Here is an 18,160-nt window from a genome sequence, read left to right as displayed (position 1 = left end):
AATAAACGGTAAAGAGTCTAAAGAAACATAGTATTATACCAGACAATGTACTATCGATTGCTAAATCAATGTATCTTCTTGCAATGGTTTCTTTCATCCACCATAATGTTTGTATCCTATATAGTCATTTTTTAACAATGAATAGAGCAATGAAGCAACTTTATTATTATCATGTCTTAACGTAGGCTGTGTGGGATCAATGATATCTCCTTCGATAATCTGTAGACCCATATCCATTAATCGTTGTGTATCATATACAACCGGGGTAGCATTTTCTTCTGCATAAACCTCCCGTATCGCTTTCTCTATGGGTTCATTATGTACAACAATTGCGTCGATGCTTGCATCACCAATATGATCGCAAATAGCTTGTACGTGATCTGCTGCTGTATAACCCGTCGTTTCGCCTTCCTGGGTCATCACATTACACACGTACACAACCCGCCCTTTTGCATGTTTGATTGCCTCTGCAATTTGTGGCATGATAATTGTCGGCATGATACTTGTATATAAACTCCCTGGCGCGATAACGATTAAATCCGCACGATTTAAAGCACGGACTGCATTTGGCAATGGTTTCACTGGCTGCGGACTTAAAAATACACGCTTTATCCTTTTATTCGCTAACGGGATGTTCGACTCTCCAGATACAATTGTCCCATCCTCCATTTCTGCATGAAGAGACATATTTTCATTAGAAATTGGATAAATTTTCCCTTTGACATTTAAGACACGGGATATTTCTCTAATTCCCATATTAAAATTCCCAGTAATCGAAGTCATTGCCGCTAATAATAAATTACCCAACGAATGACCAGATAATCCATTACAAACATCAAATCGATGCTGAAATAATTCAATCAGCATCGGTTCTGCGTCAGACAAAGCAGCAATTACATTACGAATATCTCCTGGCGCTGGAATTGCCATCTCATTACGTATTCTTCCCGTACTTCCTCCGTCATCAGCAACTGTAACCAATGCCGTCAAATCAATTGGCAAATCCTTTAGACCACGAAGGAGAACAGGCATTCCAGTCCCACCTCCAACAACTACTACGTTCGGGAGTTTCTGCTGATTCATCATTATTTAATGTCCCTTTCTTTTGTCAATATCACGATGAGTGACGTGCGTGATATAACCTTTTTGCAGTTCTTTAGCAAAATATTCAGCCAGTGCTACAGAACGGTGTTGCCCACCAGTACAACCAATGGCTACTACCAATTGTGACTTACCTTCTTTTTTGTATTGCGGAAGCATAAATTGCAACAAATCAAGAACTTTTGCCATAAACTTTTGTGTATCCGTCCATCGAAACACATAAGAAGATACATCTTTGTTTAAGCCTGTCAACGGCTGTAAATTAGTTACATAATGAGGATTTGGGAGAAAACGAACATCGAATACAAGATCAGCATCAATCGGTAAACCATATTTAAAACCAAATGAAACCATATGCACAGAAAATACTTCTTGATCTTCTTCTGAATATGTTTGAACTATCTTTTCACGAAGCTCTTTCGGTTTTAAATTGGTTGTATCAATAATCCTTTGTGCTCTTCCTCTTAGTTCATCCAATATTTCTCTTTCTTGGCGTATTCCATTAAGAGGCAATCCTCCCACAGCAAGCGGATGAGAACGTCTTGTTTCTTTATATCTACTGACGAGCTTTTCATCTTTTGCATCTAAAAACAGAACATGTTCGTCCAGCCATTCTTCATCCGCTAAAACATCTAATGCTTCAAATAAAGAATCAAAAAATTCTCTGGCACGTAAATCCATAACGAGCGCGACTCGCTGAATATTGTTTGTCGAATCCTTCATGAGATCAATAAATTTTGGTAATAATGTTGGAGGAAGATTATCAACGCAATAGTACCCTAAATCTTCAAAACTTTGCACAGCAACTGTTTTACCGGCACCTGACATTCCAGTGATAATAACTAATTTTGTTTCCTGATTTTCACTCATATGATTTGTCTCCCTCTCTCATTCGCTTCCTGTTAAAATGATTATAAAAAGATTCCTGTTACTTAATCCATTAGGAATTTAGAACGTCAGTTATTAACTTATGATACAACGTATAAAGTGGAACTCATTCGTATGGCTTTTCATTTTATTTTATCCATAATAAGCAAAATGAAGACTGTCATTACCGCTCCAAAGCTTCATCTGTAAAATTAAATCATGTTACGAGTCCATTCGATACTCAATCAATTTATCTGTCGGCGTATAAGCAAAAGCTCCAGATACAACATGTTCATTTTCATTCTCAAAGATTTGCTTATAAATCAGCCGATCTCCTTCAGCCATTGGTAAGTGCTGCACTTGATTGATGGGAACCCATTCCAGTTCTCCCTCTCTACAGAATGCAGCAAGTTCGCCACAATAGCTTTTACAAGTAAATGTATACATCATCCATTCTTCCACCCGTCGCTTGCCCTGTATAATAGTAAACGTAAATACTCCTGCTAGCTTTGGATTCTGAATGGTTAAATTTGTTTCTTCTTTATATTCCCTGACGACCGCTTCTTTTATGGTTTCGCCAAACTCCATTTTCCCACCAGGTATTGCATACCAGCCATGCTTCGGTTTTTTTAAAACTAAAATTTGCTCTTGATCTATTACGATGCAATTAGCTACTTGTTTCATTTCCATCACCTCTAAATGAACCGAAACTAAATAAAAACTTTTACTACCATCCCAATTATACTAGTTTTATGATGAAAATGAAACTTCCTTATTTATGACTCGGTTTGTCATAATAGAAACAGCTCGGTTGCAATCTCTCTTTAATATTTTTAAAAAAGTAGCTTCTCTTTGTGCAAATATTCTCTTTTAAATCGAAAATGATCCAACATTCGAAATAATTTCTCCAATTGAAAGGCATAATGTTTTCGCACGACTCATATAGCTTATATTCATAGTTACACCTTCATTTATCAAAAATTTTTTAAAATCCGTAAGGTTAACATGCTGTTGGAATGATAAACAAATGAATTATGGCTTCTGACAAATTGGTCGTCGCATCAAGAATTAGTAGAAGTAAAAAGTAAATTTCCCCAACAGATGTGATACCTCTATGGTATAGCGAGATAAGCCGACGTCCACCATAACTGCTGTCATGCGACGCAATGCCGCAATGCACATCATCGTAAGCATGAGCAGAAATGGCTTGTTCAAAACAAAAAAGAACACAGATGCTCTCATCTGTGCTAAATAACTAATCTATCTATTAAAAGGGGGTCAATTAGTTAGTTTTCATTATACCCCACGAATGTTGCGCTAATATTACAGCGTGATTAAAAAGCAATGACTCAACGTAAATTTTTCTTAAAGTACGTGTTTAAAAAGGACCGGGGTCTGCTAAGGTCTCAGGCGTCCTTGCAAAAGAAAAACACTTTTTCTGTATGCATGTATTGCTGTTGTAGCCTTTTCCTAACCTGTTCAAGTGCTGACACTAGCACATGAGCACCTGAGTTCAAAGCGGCGAAATCCAGCGCGCTTGTACAAAGATGTCCTGATTTCTTCGCCCGTCAGGACATGGGCGGTTTTAACAGAAAATCCGATGTGCAATACATATATAGGAGCAATCGTATAGGCTCCCTCTAAACCCATTCCCCGTAGGAAAAGGATAACGCTTTGCTAAAACAAAGAAGTTATCCCTGTCATTTTTAGCGCACTTTTTGAACAGCCTCGTAGTTTCCTATGATTGTGCCGTTTTTAACTCTTCCATTAAATCTTCAACATATTTAATTGCTTGCTCTGCTGCAATACTGCCGTCTCCAGTAGCTGTTACAATTTGACGTAATGTTTTTTCTCGAATATCGCCGGCAGCAAATATACCAGGTATCTTTGTTTCCATATTTTCATTTGTTGGAATATAGCCATCCTCATTGGTAATCCCCAACGCCTGAAACGGTTCGCTTAATGGCACCATACCGATATAGACGAACACACCATCAATTTCATGGTCATATGTTTCGCCTGTGTTATTGTTTTTCAATGTGACACTGCCAACTTTTCCAGCACTTTCATTGATTTTTTCTACTACGGTATCCCAGATAAAATCAATTTTATCATTTTCAAATGCTCGGTCTTGAAGAATGCGTTGTGCTCGCAATTGATCGCGACGATGAACAATTGTTACTTTGTTAGCAAAACGAGTCAAATAAATACCTTCCTCTACAGCAGAATCTCCGCCGCCAATCACGACCAGATTTTTATCTTTGAAAAATGCGCCATCACAAACAGCACAATAGGAGACACCGCGACCGCTAAGCTCTTCTTCTCCAGGAATGCCAAGTTTTTTATATTGCGCGCCAGTAGTTATGATTAACGCTCTAGTATGATATTCTTTTTGTCCCGCAACAACCGTTTTATATTCACCATGGTCGACAACTTCTTTTATATCGCCATAAGCGTATTCAGCACCGAACTTTTTGGCATGTTCAAACATTTTATTGGATAGATCTGGACCAAGAATATGATCATATCCCGGATAGTTTTCCACGTCTTCCGTATTTGCCATCTGACCACCAGGTATACCACGTTCAATCATTAATGTTTCTAAGTTAGCTCGAGAGGCATAAACAGCCGCAGTCATTCCGGCTGGGCCTGCTCCTGCAATAATTACATCGTACATTTTTATATCAGACATTCTATTCGCCTCTTTTCTCGTAAATAATTCAGCCATATTAAGCTTAATAAACGAAGCATCATTCGTCTATTATTATGCTCAGGCCCTACAATCCTAGTTCCAAGGCGTTGTTTCACTGATTAATTCAGGATGTCTTTTACATCCTTCCTTCCAAATGGAAATTGCTTTTTCATGCTCACCATTATGGTATACAGTTAATGCATAAAAGCGAAAATATGACAAATGGCCGCTCACCTTATCTTTAGCTAACATCTTAAACCGTCTTACCGCTTCGACAAACTTTCCCGTACGAGCCATTGTTATAGCAATACGCAGCTTTTGTTGTTCATGAATCGGATATACCTTTAGTAATGGCTCTATATAGAAATTATATTCTTTTTCCTTACCTAAATAGTAATAAAATAAAGCCAAATTACTGCGTCCATACAGTGAATCCGGATTCGTCTGTATTGCTTCCAGTTCTATATTAAGTGCTTGTTGCTCATCACCTAGAAAAAAGAGCGCTTGCGTATAATCATGTTTCGTATTTGGATGCTCTGGAAATAACACGAGCATCTCCTTTAAAATATGAAGGGCCTTTTCCCACTCATAATGCTCCATATGATAAAAAACCGTTTCCTGATAAATAAGCAGCTCATCTTCTTCCTCTAACGCTTCATCTGTATCTTCTTCTTCAATATCGATTAATTCTAATAGATGGAGAACTTCTTCTTTAAATTCGCCATCTGGATCTTTTTGTATATAAAGATTGGCATATTTTTTTGCATCATTTAATAAACCAAGATGTGCAAAATTATTCGCTAATAAATAGTAACAATCCACATTCTCCGAAATCTTTAATACATGCATTAAAAGGTCATTGGCAGCATGATATGCACCAATTTCTGTATATATAATCGATAGCTGGCATTGATATAAAGCCTCATCGGGTTTGTGATCAATTGCTTTTTTTAGCCACTTTACCGCAATATCAAATTTCCTTTTTTGAAAAGCTTCTACACCCTTTGTGAAATAAAAATCACCTTCAGGAATAAAAGGGAGAACGTTGGTTTGTCTTTCATTGGATTTACTTGTAACTTGTTGCATGAATATCCCCCTAGTCTGTAAACATACGATCAAAGTATATCATATTTATTAACGGTTTGATATAGTAGCGCAACAGGGAATAAGAGGATATACGTTCAATAATGTAAAAATCTACCGAAACATTTCAAATTGTATCATAAATCGGGAGTGCTTATATCTCCATTAATTGGTAGTACACAAGTTGTGACCAAAAGACCTCTGAGCAGATTCGGATATTTGACTACCGCTAAACCTTCACTTAGCCCTTGCCTTGGATTTCATCTTCCAAGATTGAAGGGCTATGCAGAATTATGTAAGCCGTTACCTTTCTTAGACAGATAGCAAAGGACATCCAGCATACACCAGATGTCCTCAAACGGTTAATTATTTGGTTGTGGATGGACGGCCTCGTCGATCGCCAAGTTTAACTCATTCGTATATTCTTCTGTTTGCTCCTCTGTCCACTTTAATTCTTTAGCCATATATGCAATCACTTTCTCTTGATGGGCTCTCACCCAGTCAATTTCAAAAAACAACGCACTTGTCCGTCTAATGAAGAAATCTACTGGCTTGTATGCGGACTCGAACTCCATGGCATATATAAGTTCGGCCAATAGACAGCGATCCATCCCTTTATCACTTGCTTCCTGTTGTTTGTTTCGATAAAGTTCCAAGATTTGATCAAAGTTAGCTCCGTATCGATGAATCAATCGTTTTGCAGTTGCTTCATCCATTCCTTCAGCTATTGCTTCATCTGTTTTTCGAACTATAAATTTTGCAAATCCCTTGGAACCGCCAACTTCTCCTCCTGAGATTGGCAGGTGCACGGTATCTGATTTAGAGTATAAAATGCCCTCCTCCTCTTTTAACCGTTTGGCAACTGTATCTACTGCTTCTTCCGCCATTTTGCGATAACCTGTCAGTTTTCCACCCGCCATCGATATCAGCCCCGAGTCAGAGATAAAAATTTCATCCTTCCGTGATATTTCACTCGGATTGTCTGTGCCTTCTTCCGCAATTAGTGGACGTAAACCAGCCCAGCTTGATTCAACATGATCTGCTGTGATATTTAGTGATGGAAACATATAGTGAATCGCATCCAAAATATAATCACGATCAGCGACCGTCATCGTTGGATTTGCGATATCTCCTTTATAGCTCGTATCGGTTGTTCCGACATATGTGACATTTTCCCGTGGTATAGCAAAAATCATCCGTCCGTCCGGGCTATCAAAATAAATTGCCTGTTGTAATGGAAAGACTTTTTTCGAAAACACAAGATGTACACCTTTCGTGAGATGTAGTGCTTTTCCTTGTTTTGATCCGTCTATTTCTCTTAACTCATCTACCCAAGGACCTCCCGCATTAATTATTTTTTTCGCATACACTCTATAATGCTTTCCATGAATTTGGTCTTCTATTACAGCACCCGCTATCTGCTGGTTTTCGTTGTATATAAAATCAACAACCTTCGCATAATTTACTGCATGAACCCCTTTTTGTACTGCCTTTTTTAGTACTTCAATGGTAAGACGGGCATCGTCTGTTTTATATTCTACGTAATAACCTGCACCTTTTAAGCCATCTTGTTTAATTAACGGCTCTTTTGCCCGTGCCTCTTCCTTATTTAACATTTTTCGCCGTTCTGATTTTTTGACTCCGGCTAATAAATCATATACACGCAAGCCAATATTAGTGGTAAACGGGCCAAATGTCCCACCTTTATGGAATGGAAGCATCATCCACTCCGGAGTTGTTACATGGGGACCATTTTCGTATACAACCGCTCGCTCCCGACCTACTTCTGCCACCATTTTTACTTCCATTTGCTTTAAGTAGCGAAGACCACCGTGAACAAGTTTGGTGGAGCGACTGGAGGTACCTGCTGCAAAGTCCTGCATCTCAACCAAGCCTATATTCATCCCTCTCATAACAGCGTCCAAAGCAATACCTGATCCAGTAATACCCCCACCGATTACTAATAAATCCAGCTGCTTTTTTTCCATATTTGTTAATTTATCCTGACGTTGAAAACTTGAAAAAATATTCATGAACATTCACTCCCCATCGTCGACTATTGTTTATACATATCCATACCCTTTTTAGAGGATACTCATGTATAAACTGTATCGAAAATATAATCTACAGATGGCAAAGAGACATGTTTATCAAACACTTGTGTAAAAAAGAAAGCCACAAAACAGACTAATATACTATATTAGCTGCTTTGCGGCTTCTCCATATCTCCGTCCATCTATTAACTTACATTTAGTATAACATACATGCAAGATCAACGACAATGTTTTGTTTATCCAGACTCACCAAAGCTCCGTATTAGATGTCGAAATTGCCACAGCTCCTGCCTCTAAAGCTTCCCTTACTTGATCAATCGTTTTTATAAGACCTCCAGCAATAACCGGTAGATTTGTTTGCTCATTAATATATTGAATCATTGCCGGCATTAACCCTGGTAATACTTCAATGCAATCTGGCTGCGCATTTTCAATCAATTTCAAGTTTTGTTCTAATGCTAAACTATCCAATAAAAACATACGTTGGATAGCGAGCAAGCCATGCTTTTTAGCCATACGAATTACATTTGCTCTTGTGGATAGAATCCCATCCGGTTTAATTTCCCGAAGCACGTATTCCATCCCGTAATCATCTGACTTCAAACCTTGGATTAGATCAAAATGAATTAAAATATTCTTGTTTGATTTTTTTGTGTATGAAACGAGACTCTTGATCTGCGATAAGCGTGTTTCTAAAATGACAATCGTCGGATATCCTGTTTCTAAAGCTTTATCAAAGTCCTTCATCTTGCGTATGGCTGGTAATATACCAGTTGGCACTTGCAAATCGCTCACCTGCTTTCGTCCTGTTTCGTTTGGTCATTCCTCTCTTCCTTTGTATGGATGATTCGCATCGGATTCCCACCAACAAATGCTCCTTCAGGCACATCTTTATGGATCAACGTACCAGCTGATATAATGGCTCCATTTCCAATATGAACCCCAGGTAGAATGGTTGTATTTGCTCCAACCATCACTTCATCACCAATAGTAACCTCACCGATCCGATATTCTGTAATTAAGTATTCATGAGCTAGAATCGTCGTATTAAAACCGATGACACAATTTTCCCCTACTGTTATTTTCTCAGGAAACATAATGTCTGGCATAACCATAAGAGCAAATGCCGTGTGTTTACCAATTTTCATCGCTAGGCAGTGACGATAAAGCCAATTTTTAACGGGTAAAAATGGGGTATACCTAGCCATTTGGATAACAATAAAATTACGAACAACTTTCCAAAACGAAACGGTTTTATAAATTTGCCATAAAGAATTGGTATGTTGCACAGGATAACGCTTGGTTCTTCGCATGGGTTACACTCCTGTAATGGTTAAAAGATCACGCATATCCTCCAGCATGTACGTAGGCTTATATTGCAGCAATCGCTCTTTCCCTTTAAAAGACCATGCTACGCCAGCAGTTTGCACGCCGGCGTTTTTCCCTGCCTCCAGGTCATGGGAATTGTCACCTACCATTAATGTCGTAGCCGCATCAGCCGCTAAATTACCCATTGCTTTCATTACTGGTTCTGCGTGTGGCTTTGGATGTTTCACATCATCCAACGTAATAACAGTATCAAAATATGACTCTAACTTAGTTGTTGCCAGTCCCTTTTTCACGCCTTGACGCATTTTAGTTGTAACGACCCCAAGTTTCAGACCGTTTTGCTTTAACTGTTCCAATGTTTCTTCTACAAAAGGAAAAACCTTTACATAGTTATCATGTTCCTTCATATTATGGGTCCGATACGTTTTCACCATATTTTCTGCTTTTTTTGCATCAATTGCCTTAAACGTATCCAACAAAGGCGGTCCATTAAATTCAATTATTTCTTCTCGAGTAAACTGATATTCAAATTGTCCAAATGTATGAAAAAACGAAGCAATAATTAACTCGTTTGTATCAATCAATGTTCCATCCAAATCAAAAAGTATTGTACGAATGCTCATTTGTTGCTGGTTCCTTTCTTTTTTCCTTCTCTAGTTTATTCCAAATAAATGCTATGATCATCGTTAATACGATAGCTGTAACTAAGCGAATAATTAATAATGGCCAAACTGGGATCCCAAGTGGAATAAATACCAATGTATCTTCTACCACCGCATGACAAGAGACAAGAAAGATAAGTGCGAGCATCATGTCCTTCTTCTCCACCCCATCTTCTTTTACAGCTTGGATCATAACACCAGCTCCATAAGCTAAACCAATGGTTAACCCGGCAACCATCGTCATGGAAGTATTTTCCTTCATACCTAGAGCTCGTGTAAATGGAGCAAATCCTTTGGAAAGCTTTGTCAGCCAGCCCATTTCCCGTAAAAATTGCATGATAACCATCAGAGGTATGACAATAAATGCCAATTGAAGTATAGCAATGGCAGCTGTTTGCAATCCATGCGCAGCGATTTCTATCCACCCATTTAAAGCGGGATCAGAATTGGAAATAAATCCATATACCGCTTGTTCCGCTCCGCCATTCCAAACTAGATTAATCACCGTTCCTGCAATTAGCGCTAGAGCGACTCGAATTCCAGAAATAAACCACCAGCTTACGCCAACTCTGGAAGCAACTGCTGATTCAATAAACAAATTATGTGAAAATGATAGCATAATCGCCATGATAAAGACTTCTTTTACCGTAAATTCAAAAGAAACAATTGCCGCTATACCTGCATATAAATTTAAAGCATTTCCTAACACCAACGGAACGGCTGCTTCTCCGGACAAGCCGAACAATCCCATTAATGGGGTTAATTTTCCCATGGCCCAAGGAAGTATTGGTGTGAATTGTAAGATAGTTACCATTAACGTAATCGGAAAGATAACCTTCCCCAATGTCCAAGTCGTTAAAAGCCCTTGCTTGAGCCCTCGTTGTACGGTTCCTTTCATTATACCTTCTCTCCTCTAGCATTTATTCGAATGTACCCCGATAATACACACTCCCCGTATATCTTATTGCTACATATATTTCACAAAAATTCTATCTGTAACGACCTTTTTCTAGAAGTATGAACGCGTGGCTCAACTTATGAAATTTTCTCCAACCCCATGGAAAAAAGTGACTAACATTTTAAGCGCCCTTAAAAATGAGAAAACACTTTTTCTATTGTCGCTCCTTCCCGCTTTCGATATCTTGCAGAAATTAATCATACCTTCAAGTGCTTTATATCACCTTTCCGTTTTGAAGAGGGAATATTCAGGCAGATTACATGAGGAACAACAGTTACGTCAATCTTATTTCTTTTTCTTCTTCTTGTTTTTAGCCCCCGCAGATTTTGCTTTCTTTGTGTGCGATTGTTCTTTCATAATATCCAAATAATGGACTTGGGACGCTCTACGACGATAAATAATTAAAATAAGCGCAACTAGTATAATCACAATCGAAATAACTTGTGCCTGACGCAGGTCACCGAAAACATACAGACTGTCTGTACGCATACCTTCAATGAAGAAACGTCCGATGGAATACATGATCGCATAGCTTAAGAAAATTTCACCACGAAGAGGGTTCAATCTCCTTAACAGCAGTAGTAATGCAAAGACGAGGATATTCCAAACCGACTCATATAGAAAGGTTGGATGATACATAACTCCATTAATACACATTTGATTCATAATAAAATCAGGTAAATATTGATGGAAACTTTCGTATGTAGCTGAAGAAATAGGTTCTCCATGTGCCTCTTGATTCATAAAGTTACCCCAGCGCCCTATTGCTTGTGCTAAAATAAGGCTCGGAGCAGCAATATCTGCTAATTGCCAAAACGATTCATTTTTCACACGAGCATAGACAATAGCTGTTAAAACAGATCCAATTAGGGCGCCATGAATTGCGATTCCGCCTTCCCAAATGGCAACTATATCTGTCCAGCTTCTACCTGCATACTGTTCCCATTCAAAAATGACATAATAAATTCTCGCTGAAATAATGGCAATTGGAATTGCAAAAACCACTAAATCAACCATAATATCTTTCTTCATCCCAAGTCGATTTACTTCACGGTTTGCTAATAGAAGACCTAAAAAAGATCCAGTAGCAATAATAACGCCATACCAATAAATAGGGAAGGATCCTATTTGTAAAAATACTCTGTCTAGAGGTTCTGCTGAACAGCTCATATTTTTCCTCCTTACAAGTGATGATCCGTCTCTTGATCAATCATACTTGTTAATCGCTCCGAAAACTCTTCTGCCGCATTGACTCCCATCCGTTTCAGACGAAAATTCATTGCTGCAACTTCAATAATGACAGCTAGATTTCGTCCTGGTCGAACAGGAATCGTCGCTTTCGGTAATTCCACATCCATAATTTTCATTTTGTCTTCATCCAAGCCAAGACGATCATACTGCTTATGTTGATCCCAATTCTCCAAATTGATAATGAGGGAAATCTTTTTATAGTTTCGTACAGATCCTGCTCCAAACAATGTCATTACATTAATAATTCCTAGCCCCCGTATTTCCAGCAGATGCTCAATCAATGGAGGCGAATTCCCAATTAAGCTATCATAATCTTCTTGGCGAATTTCTACACTATCATCAGCAACGAGCCGATGCCCCCGCTTTACGAGTTCTAAGGCTGTTTCACTTTTCCCTACTCCACTTTGCCCCATGATAAGCACACCGACTCCATAAACGTCAACGAGAACTCCATGTATAGCAGTAAATGGAGCAAATTTAGCTTCTAAAAAATTGGTCAATCTACTAATGACTCGCGTTGTTTTTTGTTTAGAATGCAAAATAGGAACACCTGATTCATTAGCGGCATCGATCATAACTTGAGGAATTTCCATATTTCTTGTAACTACTATCCCCGGAGTTACATCTGTACATAGTTGATCCACCCGACTGGCTTTTTCCTCATCACTGAGTTCCAAAAAATAAGCCATTTCTGTTCTTCCTATTAGTTGAAGTCTTTCTTTAGGATAATATTTGAAATAACCCGTCATTTCAATGCCTGGTCGAGAAATATCTCCAGTTGTAATTTCTCTATTTAAGCCATCTTTTCCTGCCATTAGTGTTAGATTAAAATTTTCGAGTAAATCTTTTGTGCGAACTGTTGACATTGTTCATTATCCTCCTTGTGCTAAACGGCAACCTGCTATAAGTAAGCAACTACATTTTATATAGCTTATACATTTGCTGTATGGTACAAAACATAATGACATTTAGTAACGTACATCCATTATAATGCTTACCCTTTGCATATGTAATGGAAAACAATGCTTCCATGGAATTTAATGAAGCAAAAGTTTTCTTCATTGTAGCACATCCCGTGTAAAAATCGTAGACAAATATGCCTACGATCCATTAAATTTCGTTATCCCCAAGCTCTTCATTTGATACTTGCTTATCTTTTTAAAAAAACATCTCTCTAAGCCAAAAGATTTTGTATACTTTCTGCTATCCTATTTTAAAAGACGATTCCCCCTCTCTTTATCTCAAAGAATCTTGCACTAACCGATTTAATAACAGATTAATAAAAGAAATAATAATCGCAGCCAAAACTGCTGTGCCGAAGCCATCGATATCAAAGGAGCTGCCCATTACTGCTTGTGTCATCATAAGAGTAATCGCATTAATGATAAATAAAAAGAGCCCTAAAGTAAGCACTGTAATAGGTAAAGTTAAGATAACTAATATGGGCTTTACAAGAATGTTTAAAATCGATAGAATAAAGCTCGCCAAAACTGCTGTGCCAAATCCTTCTAAATGAAAAGAAGTAAATAATTGAGCAACGACGATAAGCGCCACGGCGTTCAAAACAATAGATAAAAGCCATCTCATCATAATTAACGGATCTCCCCTTCAGCTGGAATAATGACCGCTGCAACTAGATAAATAACAGCTACCGTAAAAAAACTCATAAACAATACAACAACAAATAAGAGTCTTAAAATAGTGGGGTCCATACGAAAATATTCTCCTAATCCACCTAATACTCCTGCTACCATCGTATTAGTTTCTGAACGGTATAACCTTTTCATCAACAATGCCTCCATTCATTTAAGATAGGTCGCGTTCTCGTCTCAAACTAGATTACTGAAACTTCCAAATAAAAAATACTTCTTTTCCAAATCGTGTTTTCGCTTCTTGTAAAACTTCTGCACCTAATTCCTTATAGTCCTTTAATTTACCGATAATGCCACCTGCTTGCGATTGGTGACATAAGATTGCCTCCATTTTTGTTTCAAAATACGCCTCTACATCATTGATGACATCTGGATTGCCTAACTTTTCTTGAAAGCCTCTGGCAAACGCCTGTGCCCAAACAACAGGACGGTGATCTTCTTCCATCTGCTCCACAGCTTGAATAGCAGCTGCTCCAAGTGCATTATGATCTGGATGTACGGCGTAACCAGGATAATGCGTAATAACTAGACTTGGCTTAACGTCTTCTAAGATACGCTGCAAATGGTTAGCTACTTCTGTACGGTCTTCAAATTCAATCGTTTTATCTCGATAACCTAGCATTTGTAAATCCATGTCTAACACGTCACATGCATTTTTTAATTCTTGCTTACGAATCTCTGGTAAAGTTTCTCGATTGGCAAATGGCGGATTGCCCATATTTCTGCCCATTTCACCAAGCGTTCCACATAAATAAGTCACTGGAATCCCCTGACTACGGAACTCTGCAATGGTACCAGCAGCGCCAAACGATTCGTCATCTGGATGTGGTAAAATCACAACAACATGTTTTTCCATTTTTTATCACCTGTTTCATCAAAATTAATAGTCAAATGGCGTTTCACTAATTTGCAATGCTACCATTAATCGCCCTTCACGATCATGTCCAGCAAGTAGGATTTTCGACCCTTCATGGATCGTCCAGTCTGTTAGTCCTTCTGCATAAATCCAGCCATTGCTTGTTTTTAAGCCGATCCGATAAGCGTTTCCTTCTCCTACAATTTTAGCCTGATTATAAGTGATTTGCACATTTCTAACATATGCGCCTACATTATAAGCTTTTTCGTCTAAATGACTAGCATATGCACCATTGGTCGTTTCTACATGAATATAAACTGTTTGATTTGTAAATTTATCCAACCACTGTTGTACTAGTTCGATTTGAATTGGTTTCATTGTGGTTCCTCCCCGTTTTCTGCTCCTTTTAGCTTATCGAATGAAACAGAAATGGTCAAAACATAAACATATGCCGCTTCGGTCGAATGTTTAAATCTATTTTCACCTTGATGATTTTGCTTTTATGCCGGTTTAGTAAAACTGATTTTTAAAAAATGGAACGTTTCTAAACCCAAAGTGGAATACATTTCACATTCTAGAAGTAAAGTGCCACCATTTCCTCTAATACAAAACGTGACTTTCAGTAGGGGGTTATTGGTTATCGAATTCCCCAAAAAGGACATCACTGCATTCCATATAGAAACGAAGAAACAGCTTTTGTAAATCAATAAGCGTGTTTCAAGCATAGGAAAAATTCCTATACTTTTAACACGCTTTACTTACTTTAAAATATTATATTACTTTGTGGTTAGTTGCTCTTTTCTTTTTATGGAAGCTTCCATCCGTTGCCTATCCCGGTCTAAAACATTTTTTAAATATTTTCCTGTATAGGAATTCTCTTTTTTAGCAATTTGTTCCGGCGTGCCTGTAGCTATAATTTTGCCACCTCCTGCACCGCCTTCAGGACCAAGATCGATAATATGATCGGCTGTTTTAATCACATCTAAATTATGCTCAATAATTAACACCGTATCGCCGTTATCAACCAATCGCTGTAATACATTTAATAAACGACTAATATCATCCACATGTAGCCCTGTCGTTGGTTCATCTAAAATGTAAAAAGATTTACCATTGGAGCGTCGGTGTAATTCACTTGCCAGCTTCACACGCTGTGCTTCTCCTCCAGATAGAGTTGTTGCTGGCTGGCCGAGCTTGATATAGCCAAGTCCGACGTCAAAAATGGTTTGTAGCTTTCGCTTTATTTTCGGTATATTAGCGAAGAATTCCAGTGCCTCCTCGATGGTTAAACCGAGTACTTCAGAAATATTCTTTCCTTTATACTTTACCTCCAACGTTTCCCGATTATACCTGCTACCATGGCAAACTTCGCATGGAACATAGACATCTGGAAGGAAATGCATTTCTATCTTGATAATGCCATCACCACGACAAGCCTCACAACGACCACCTTTCACGTTAAAACTAAATCGACCTTTCTTATATCCCCGAACTTTCGCTTCATTGGTTTGTGCAAAAACTTCCCGAATATCGTCAAATACTCCTGTATATGTGGCAGGATTTGACCGTGGTGTTCTACCAATAGGTGATTGATCTATATCAATGACCTTTTCAATATGCTCTATCCCGTTTACTTGTTTATGTTTTCCAGGTTTATGCTTTCCGGTATACAGCTCTTTGGCCAATGCCTTATATAATATTTCGTTAACTAACGTACTTTTTCCCGAGCCAGATACTCCGGTAACGACGGTCATCAACCCAATTGGAAATTTGGCAGAAACCTTCTGTAAATTATTTTCCTCAGCCCCTACCACTTCGATGACAGGCTTGTCTTTCTTCCTTCTTTTTGCAGGTAAAGGGATAAATTTCTTACCAGACAGATATTGCCCTGTTAATGACTGTTCATTATCCATGACCTTTTCTGGTGTATCACTCGCGACAATTTCCCCCCCATGCTCTCCGGCACCTGGTCCAATGTCAATCAGCCAATCAGCAGCCAGCATCGTATCCTCATCATGTTCCACCACAATAAGTGTATTATCGAGATCGCGCATACGTTGCAGCGTTCCAATTAATCTGTCATTATCACGTTGATGGAGACCAATAGAAGGTTCATCGAGCACGTAAAGAACTCCTGTTAATGCTGATCCAATTTGTGTCGCCAAGCGTATACGCTGGGCTTCTCCACCAGAGAGGGTACCTGCTGATCGCGACAATGTTAAGTAGTCCAAGCCCACATTATTCAAAAACTCCAGCCGATTAGATATCTCTTTTAAAATCATTTTGGCAATTTGTATTTCTTTTTCAGATAAGTCTAAGGATTGGAAAAAGCTTTGCGCTTCTACAATGGAAAAATCAGTCACTTCACTAATATGTTTGTCATTAATTCGAACTGCTAATGCTTCTTCTTTCAGACGGTATCCTTTACATGTAGGACAGTTCTTTTGCGCCATATATTTTTCTAAATTTTCACGAATGAAATCAGAACTCGTTTCTTTGTAACGCCTTGCTACATTATGCACGACCCCTTCGAACATAATATGATTATCACGTACATTCCCAAAGTCATTTACATAGTGGAAATGAATTTTCTCTTTCCCGCTACCATATAAAATTTTATCCATTTTCTCTTTCGGTATATCCTTCACAGGTATATCCATATCGATATCATAATGATCACAAACACTTTTCAGCAACTGCGGATAATATTGCGAACTGATCGGTTCCCAAGGCGCAAGTGCATGCTCATTTAATGATTTATCCCAATTGGGGATGACTAGGTCTAAATCAACTTCCAAGTTTGTACCTAATCCATCACACGTTGGACACGCACCATATGGACTATTAAAGGAAAAGAGGCGTGGCTCTAATTCGTCAATGGAAAACCCGCAAATTGGACAAGCGTGCTTTTCACTAAATGTAATTTCTTCTTGTCCAATGACATCTACCATAATTTTCCCTTCTCCTAAAGCTAGAGCTGTTTCAATAGAATCACTTAATCGTGCCTCGATCCCTCCCTTCACGACAATCCGATCGATAACGACCTCGATGGAGTGCTTCTTATTTTTCTCTAGCTTAATCTCTTCGGTAACTTCACGCATTTCTTTATCTACGCGAATCCGAACGTAGCCCTCTTGCTTTAATTTTTCAAACACCTTGACATGCTCGCCTTTTCTCCCTGAAACTACCGGAGCTAAAATTTGCATTTTCGTCCGCTCCGGATACTCCATAATTCGATCTACCATCTGCTCTACTGTTTGTGAAGTAATTTCCACCCCATGCTTCGGGCAGGTTGGGTGTCCAATACGCGCAAATAATAATCGCAAGTAATCATATATTTCCGTAACTGTTCCAACTGTTGAGCGTGGGTTTTTACTCGTTGTCTTTTGGTCAATAGATATCGCTGGTGAAAGACCTTCAATAGCATCTACATCCGGTTTATCCATTTGTCCTAAAAATTGTCTTGCGTAAGCCGATAAAGATTCTACATACCGCCTTTGTCCTTCTGCATAAATCGTATCGAAAGCGAGCGACGACTTTCCTGAACCAGACAGTCCAGTGAGGACGACTAGCTTGTTCTTTGGTACGTTTACGTCAATGTTTTTTAAATTATGAGCCCTAGCCCCTTGAATCGTAATATATTTACTAGGCATTT

General features: G+C 38.5%; 18 protein-coding genes. All 18 read right to left on the bottom strand.

Going from position 1 to position 18,160, the window contains the following annotated elements; genetic code table 11:
- Positions 1-93: 93 nt before the first annotated feature.
- Complete coding sequence (locus D1839_RS09125) at positions 94-1,086, bottom strand: gluconeogenesis factor YvcK family protein (RefSeq protein WP_286164760.1); 993 nt, start codon at positions 1,084-1,086, stop codon at positions 94-96.
- 3 nt (positions 1,087-1,089) lie between these two features.
- Positions 1,090-1,971, bottom strand: a complete 882-nt coding sequence (rapZ, locus tag D1839_RS09120; protein WP_050352349.1) for an RNase adapter RapZ — start codon at positions 1,969-1,971, stop codon at positions 1,090-1,092.
- A gap of 219 nt (positions 1,972-2,190) precedes the next feature.
- Positions 2,191-2,652: an 8-oxo-dGTP diphosphatase gene (locus tag D1839_RS09115; RefSeq protein ID WP_120379589.1), complete on the bottom strand. Its 462-nt coding sequence runs from the start codon at positions 2,650-2,652 to the stop codon at positions 2,191-2,193.
- Positions 2,653-3,706: 1,054 nt separating this feature from the next.
- Positions 3,707-4,696: a thioredoxin-disulfide reductase gene (trxB, locus tag D1839_RS09110; RefSeq protein WP_120379588.1), complete on the bottom strand. Its 990-nt coding sequence runs from the start codon at positions 4,694-4,696 to the stop codon at positions 3,707-3,709.
- Positions 4,697-4,753: 57 nt separating this feature from the next.
- Entirely contained in the window at positions 4,754-5,746 is a 993-nt protein-coding gene (locus D1839_RS09105) for a tetratricopeptide repeat protein (protein ID WP_120379587.1), read from the bottom strand.
- A 359-nt stretch (positions 5,747-6,105) separates the two neighbouring features.
- A complete protein-coding gene (locus D1839_RS09100) occupies positions 6,106-7,776 on the bottom strand; it encodes a glycerol-3-phosphate dehydrogenase/oxidase (RefSeq protein ID WP_120379586.1) in 1,671 nt (556 codons plus the stop codon).
- A gap of 267 nt (positions 7,777-8,043) precedes the next feature.
- A complete protein-coding gene (locus D1839_RS09095) occupies positions 8,044-8,592 on the bottom strand; it encodes a glycerol-3-phosphate responsive antiterminator (protein WP_286164761.1) in 549 nt (182 codons plus the stop codon).
- Positions 8,589-9,110 (bottom strand): acyltransferase, encoded by a 522-nt coding sequence (locus tag D1839_RS09090; protein ID WP_120379585.1) that lies wholly within the window; start codon positions 9,108-9,110, stop codon positions 8,589-8,591. Before D1839_RS09090 ends, D1839_RS09095 begins: the two co-directional genes overlap by 4 nt.
- Before the next feature lie 3 nt (positions 9,111-9,113).
- Entirely contained in the window at positions 9,114-9,749 is a 636-nt protein-coding gene (ppaX, locus tag D1839_RS09085; protein WP_120379584.1) for a pyrophosphatase PpaX, read from the bottom strand.
- The gene (locus D1839_RS09080; RefSeq protein WP_120379583.1) at positions 9,724-10,686 is read right to left on the bottom strand and encodes a nucleoside recognition domain-containing protein; all 963 of its coding nucleotides are present in this window, start codon (positions 10,684-10,686) and stop codon (positions 9,724-9,726) included. Before D1839_RS09080 ends, ppaX begins: the two co-directional genes overlap by 26 nt.
- A 345-nt stretch (positions 10,687-11,031) precedes the next feature.
- On the bottom strand, positions 11,032-11,916 hold the full coding sequence (gene lgt / locus D1839_RS09075) for a prolipoprotein diacylglyceryl transferase (RefSeq protein ID WP_120379582.1): 885 nt from the start codon (positions 11,914-11,916) through the stop codon (positions 11,032-11,034).
- 11 nt (positions 11,917-11,927) lie between these two features.
- Complete coding sequence (gene hprK / locus D1839_RS09070; protein WP_120379581.1) at positions 11,928-12,863, bottom strand: HPr(Ser) kinase/phosphatase; 936 nt, start codon at positions 12,861-12,863, stop codon at positions 11,928-11,930.
- A 49-nt stretch (positions 12,864-12,912) separates the two neighbouring features.
- Entirely contained in the window at positions 12,913-13,059 is a 147-nt protein-coding gene (locus D1839_RS09065) for a hypothetical protein (protein WP_158589631.1), read from the bottom strand.
- 174 nt (positions 13,060-13,233) lie between these two features.
- Complete coding sequence (locus D1839_RS09060; protein WP_286164762.1) at positions 13,234-13,587, bottom strand: phage holin family protein; 354 nt, start codon at positions 13,585-13,587, stop codon at positions 13,234-13,236.
- A 2-nt stretch (positions 13,588-13,589) separates the two neighbouring features.
- Positions 13,590-13,784 (bottom strand): PspC domain-containing protein, encoded by a 195-nt coding sequence (locus tag D1839_RS09055; RefSeq protein WP_120379579.1) that lies wholly within the window; start codon positions 13,782-13,784, stop codon positions 13,590-13,592.
- Between the two features lie 52 nt (positions 13,785-13,836).
- Complete coding sequence (gene bshB2 / locus D1839_RS09050; protein WP_120379578.1) at positions 13,837-14,505, bottom strand: bacillithiol biosynthesis deacetylase BshB2; 669 nt, start codon at positions 14,503-14,505, stop codon at positions 13,837-13,839.
- Positions 14,506-14,529: 24 nt separating this feature from the next.
- Positions 14,530-14,883: a YojF family protein gene (locus D1839_RS09045; RefSeq protein WP_120379577.1), complete on the bottom strand. Its 354-nt coding sequence runs from the start codon at positions 14,881-14,883 to the stop codon at positions 14,530-14,532.
- Between the two features lie 398 nt (positions 14,884-15,281).
- Positions 15,282-18,158 (bottom strand): excinuclease ABC subunit UvrA, encoded by a 2,877-nt coding sequence (uvrA, locus tag D1839_RS09040; RefSeq protein WP_120379576.1) that lies wholly within the window; start codon positions 18,156-18,158, stop codon positions 15,282-15,284.
- Between the last annotated feature and the right edge of the window lie 2 nt (positions 18,159-18,160).

Origin of the sequence: Roseburia sp. 1XD42-34 (assembly GCF_009917385.1) — a bacterium.
GTDB lineage: Bacteria > Bacillota > Bacilli > Bacillales > Amphibacillaceae > Virgibacillus.
This window is presented reverse-complemented; position numbering and strand designations above follow the sequence as displayed.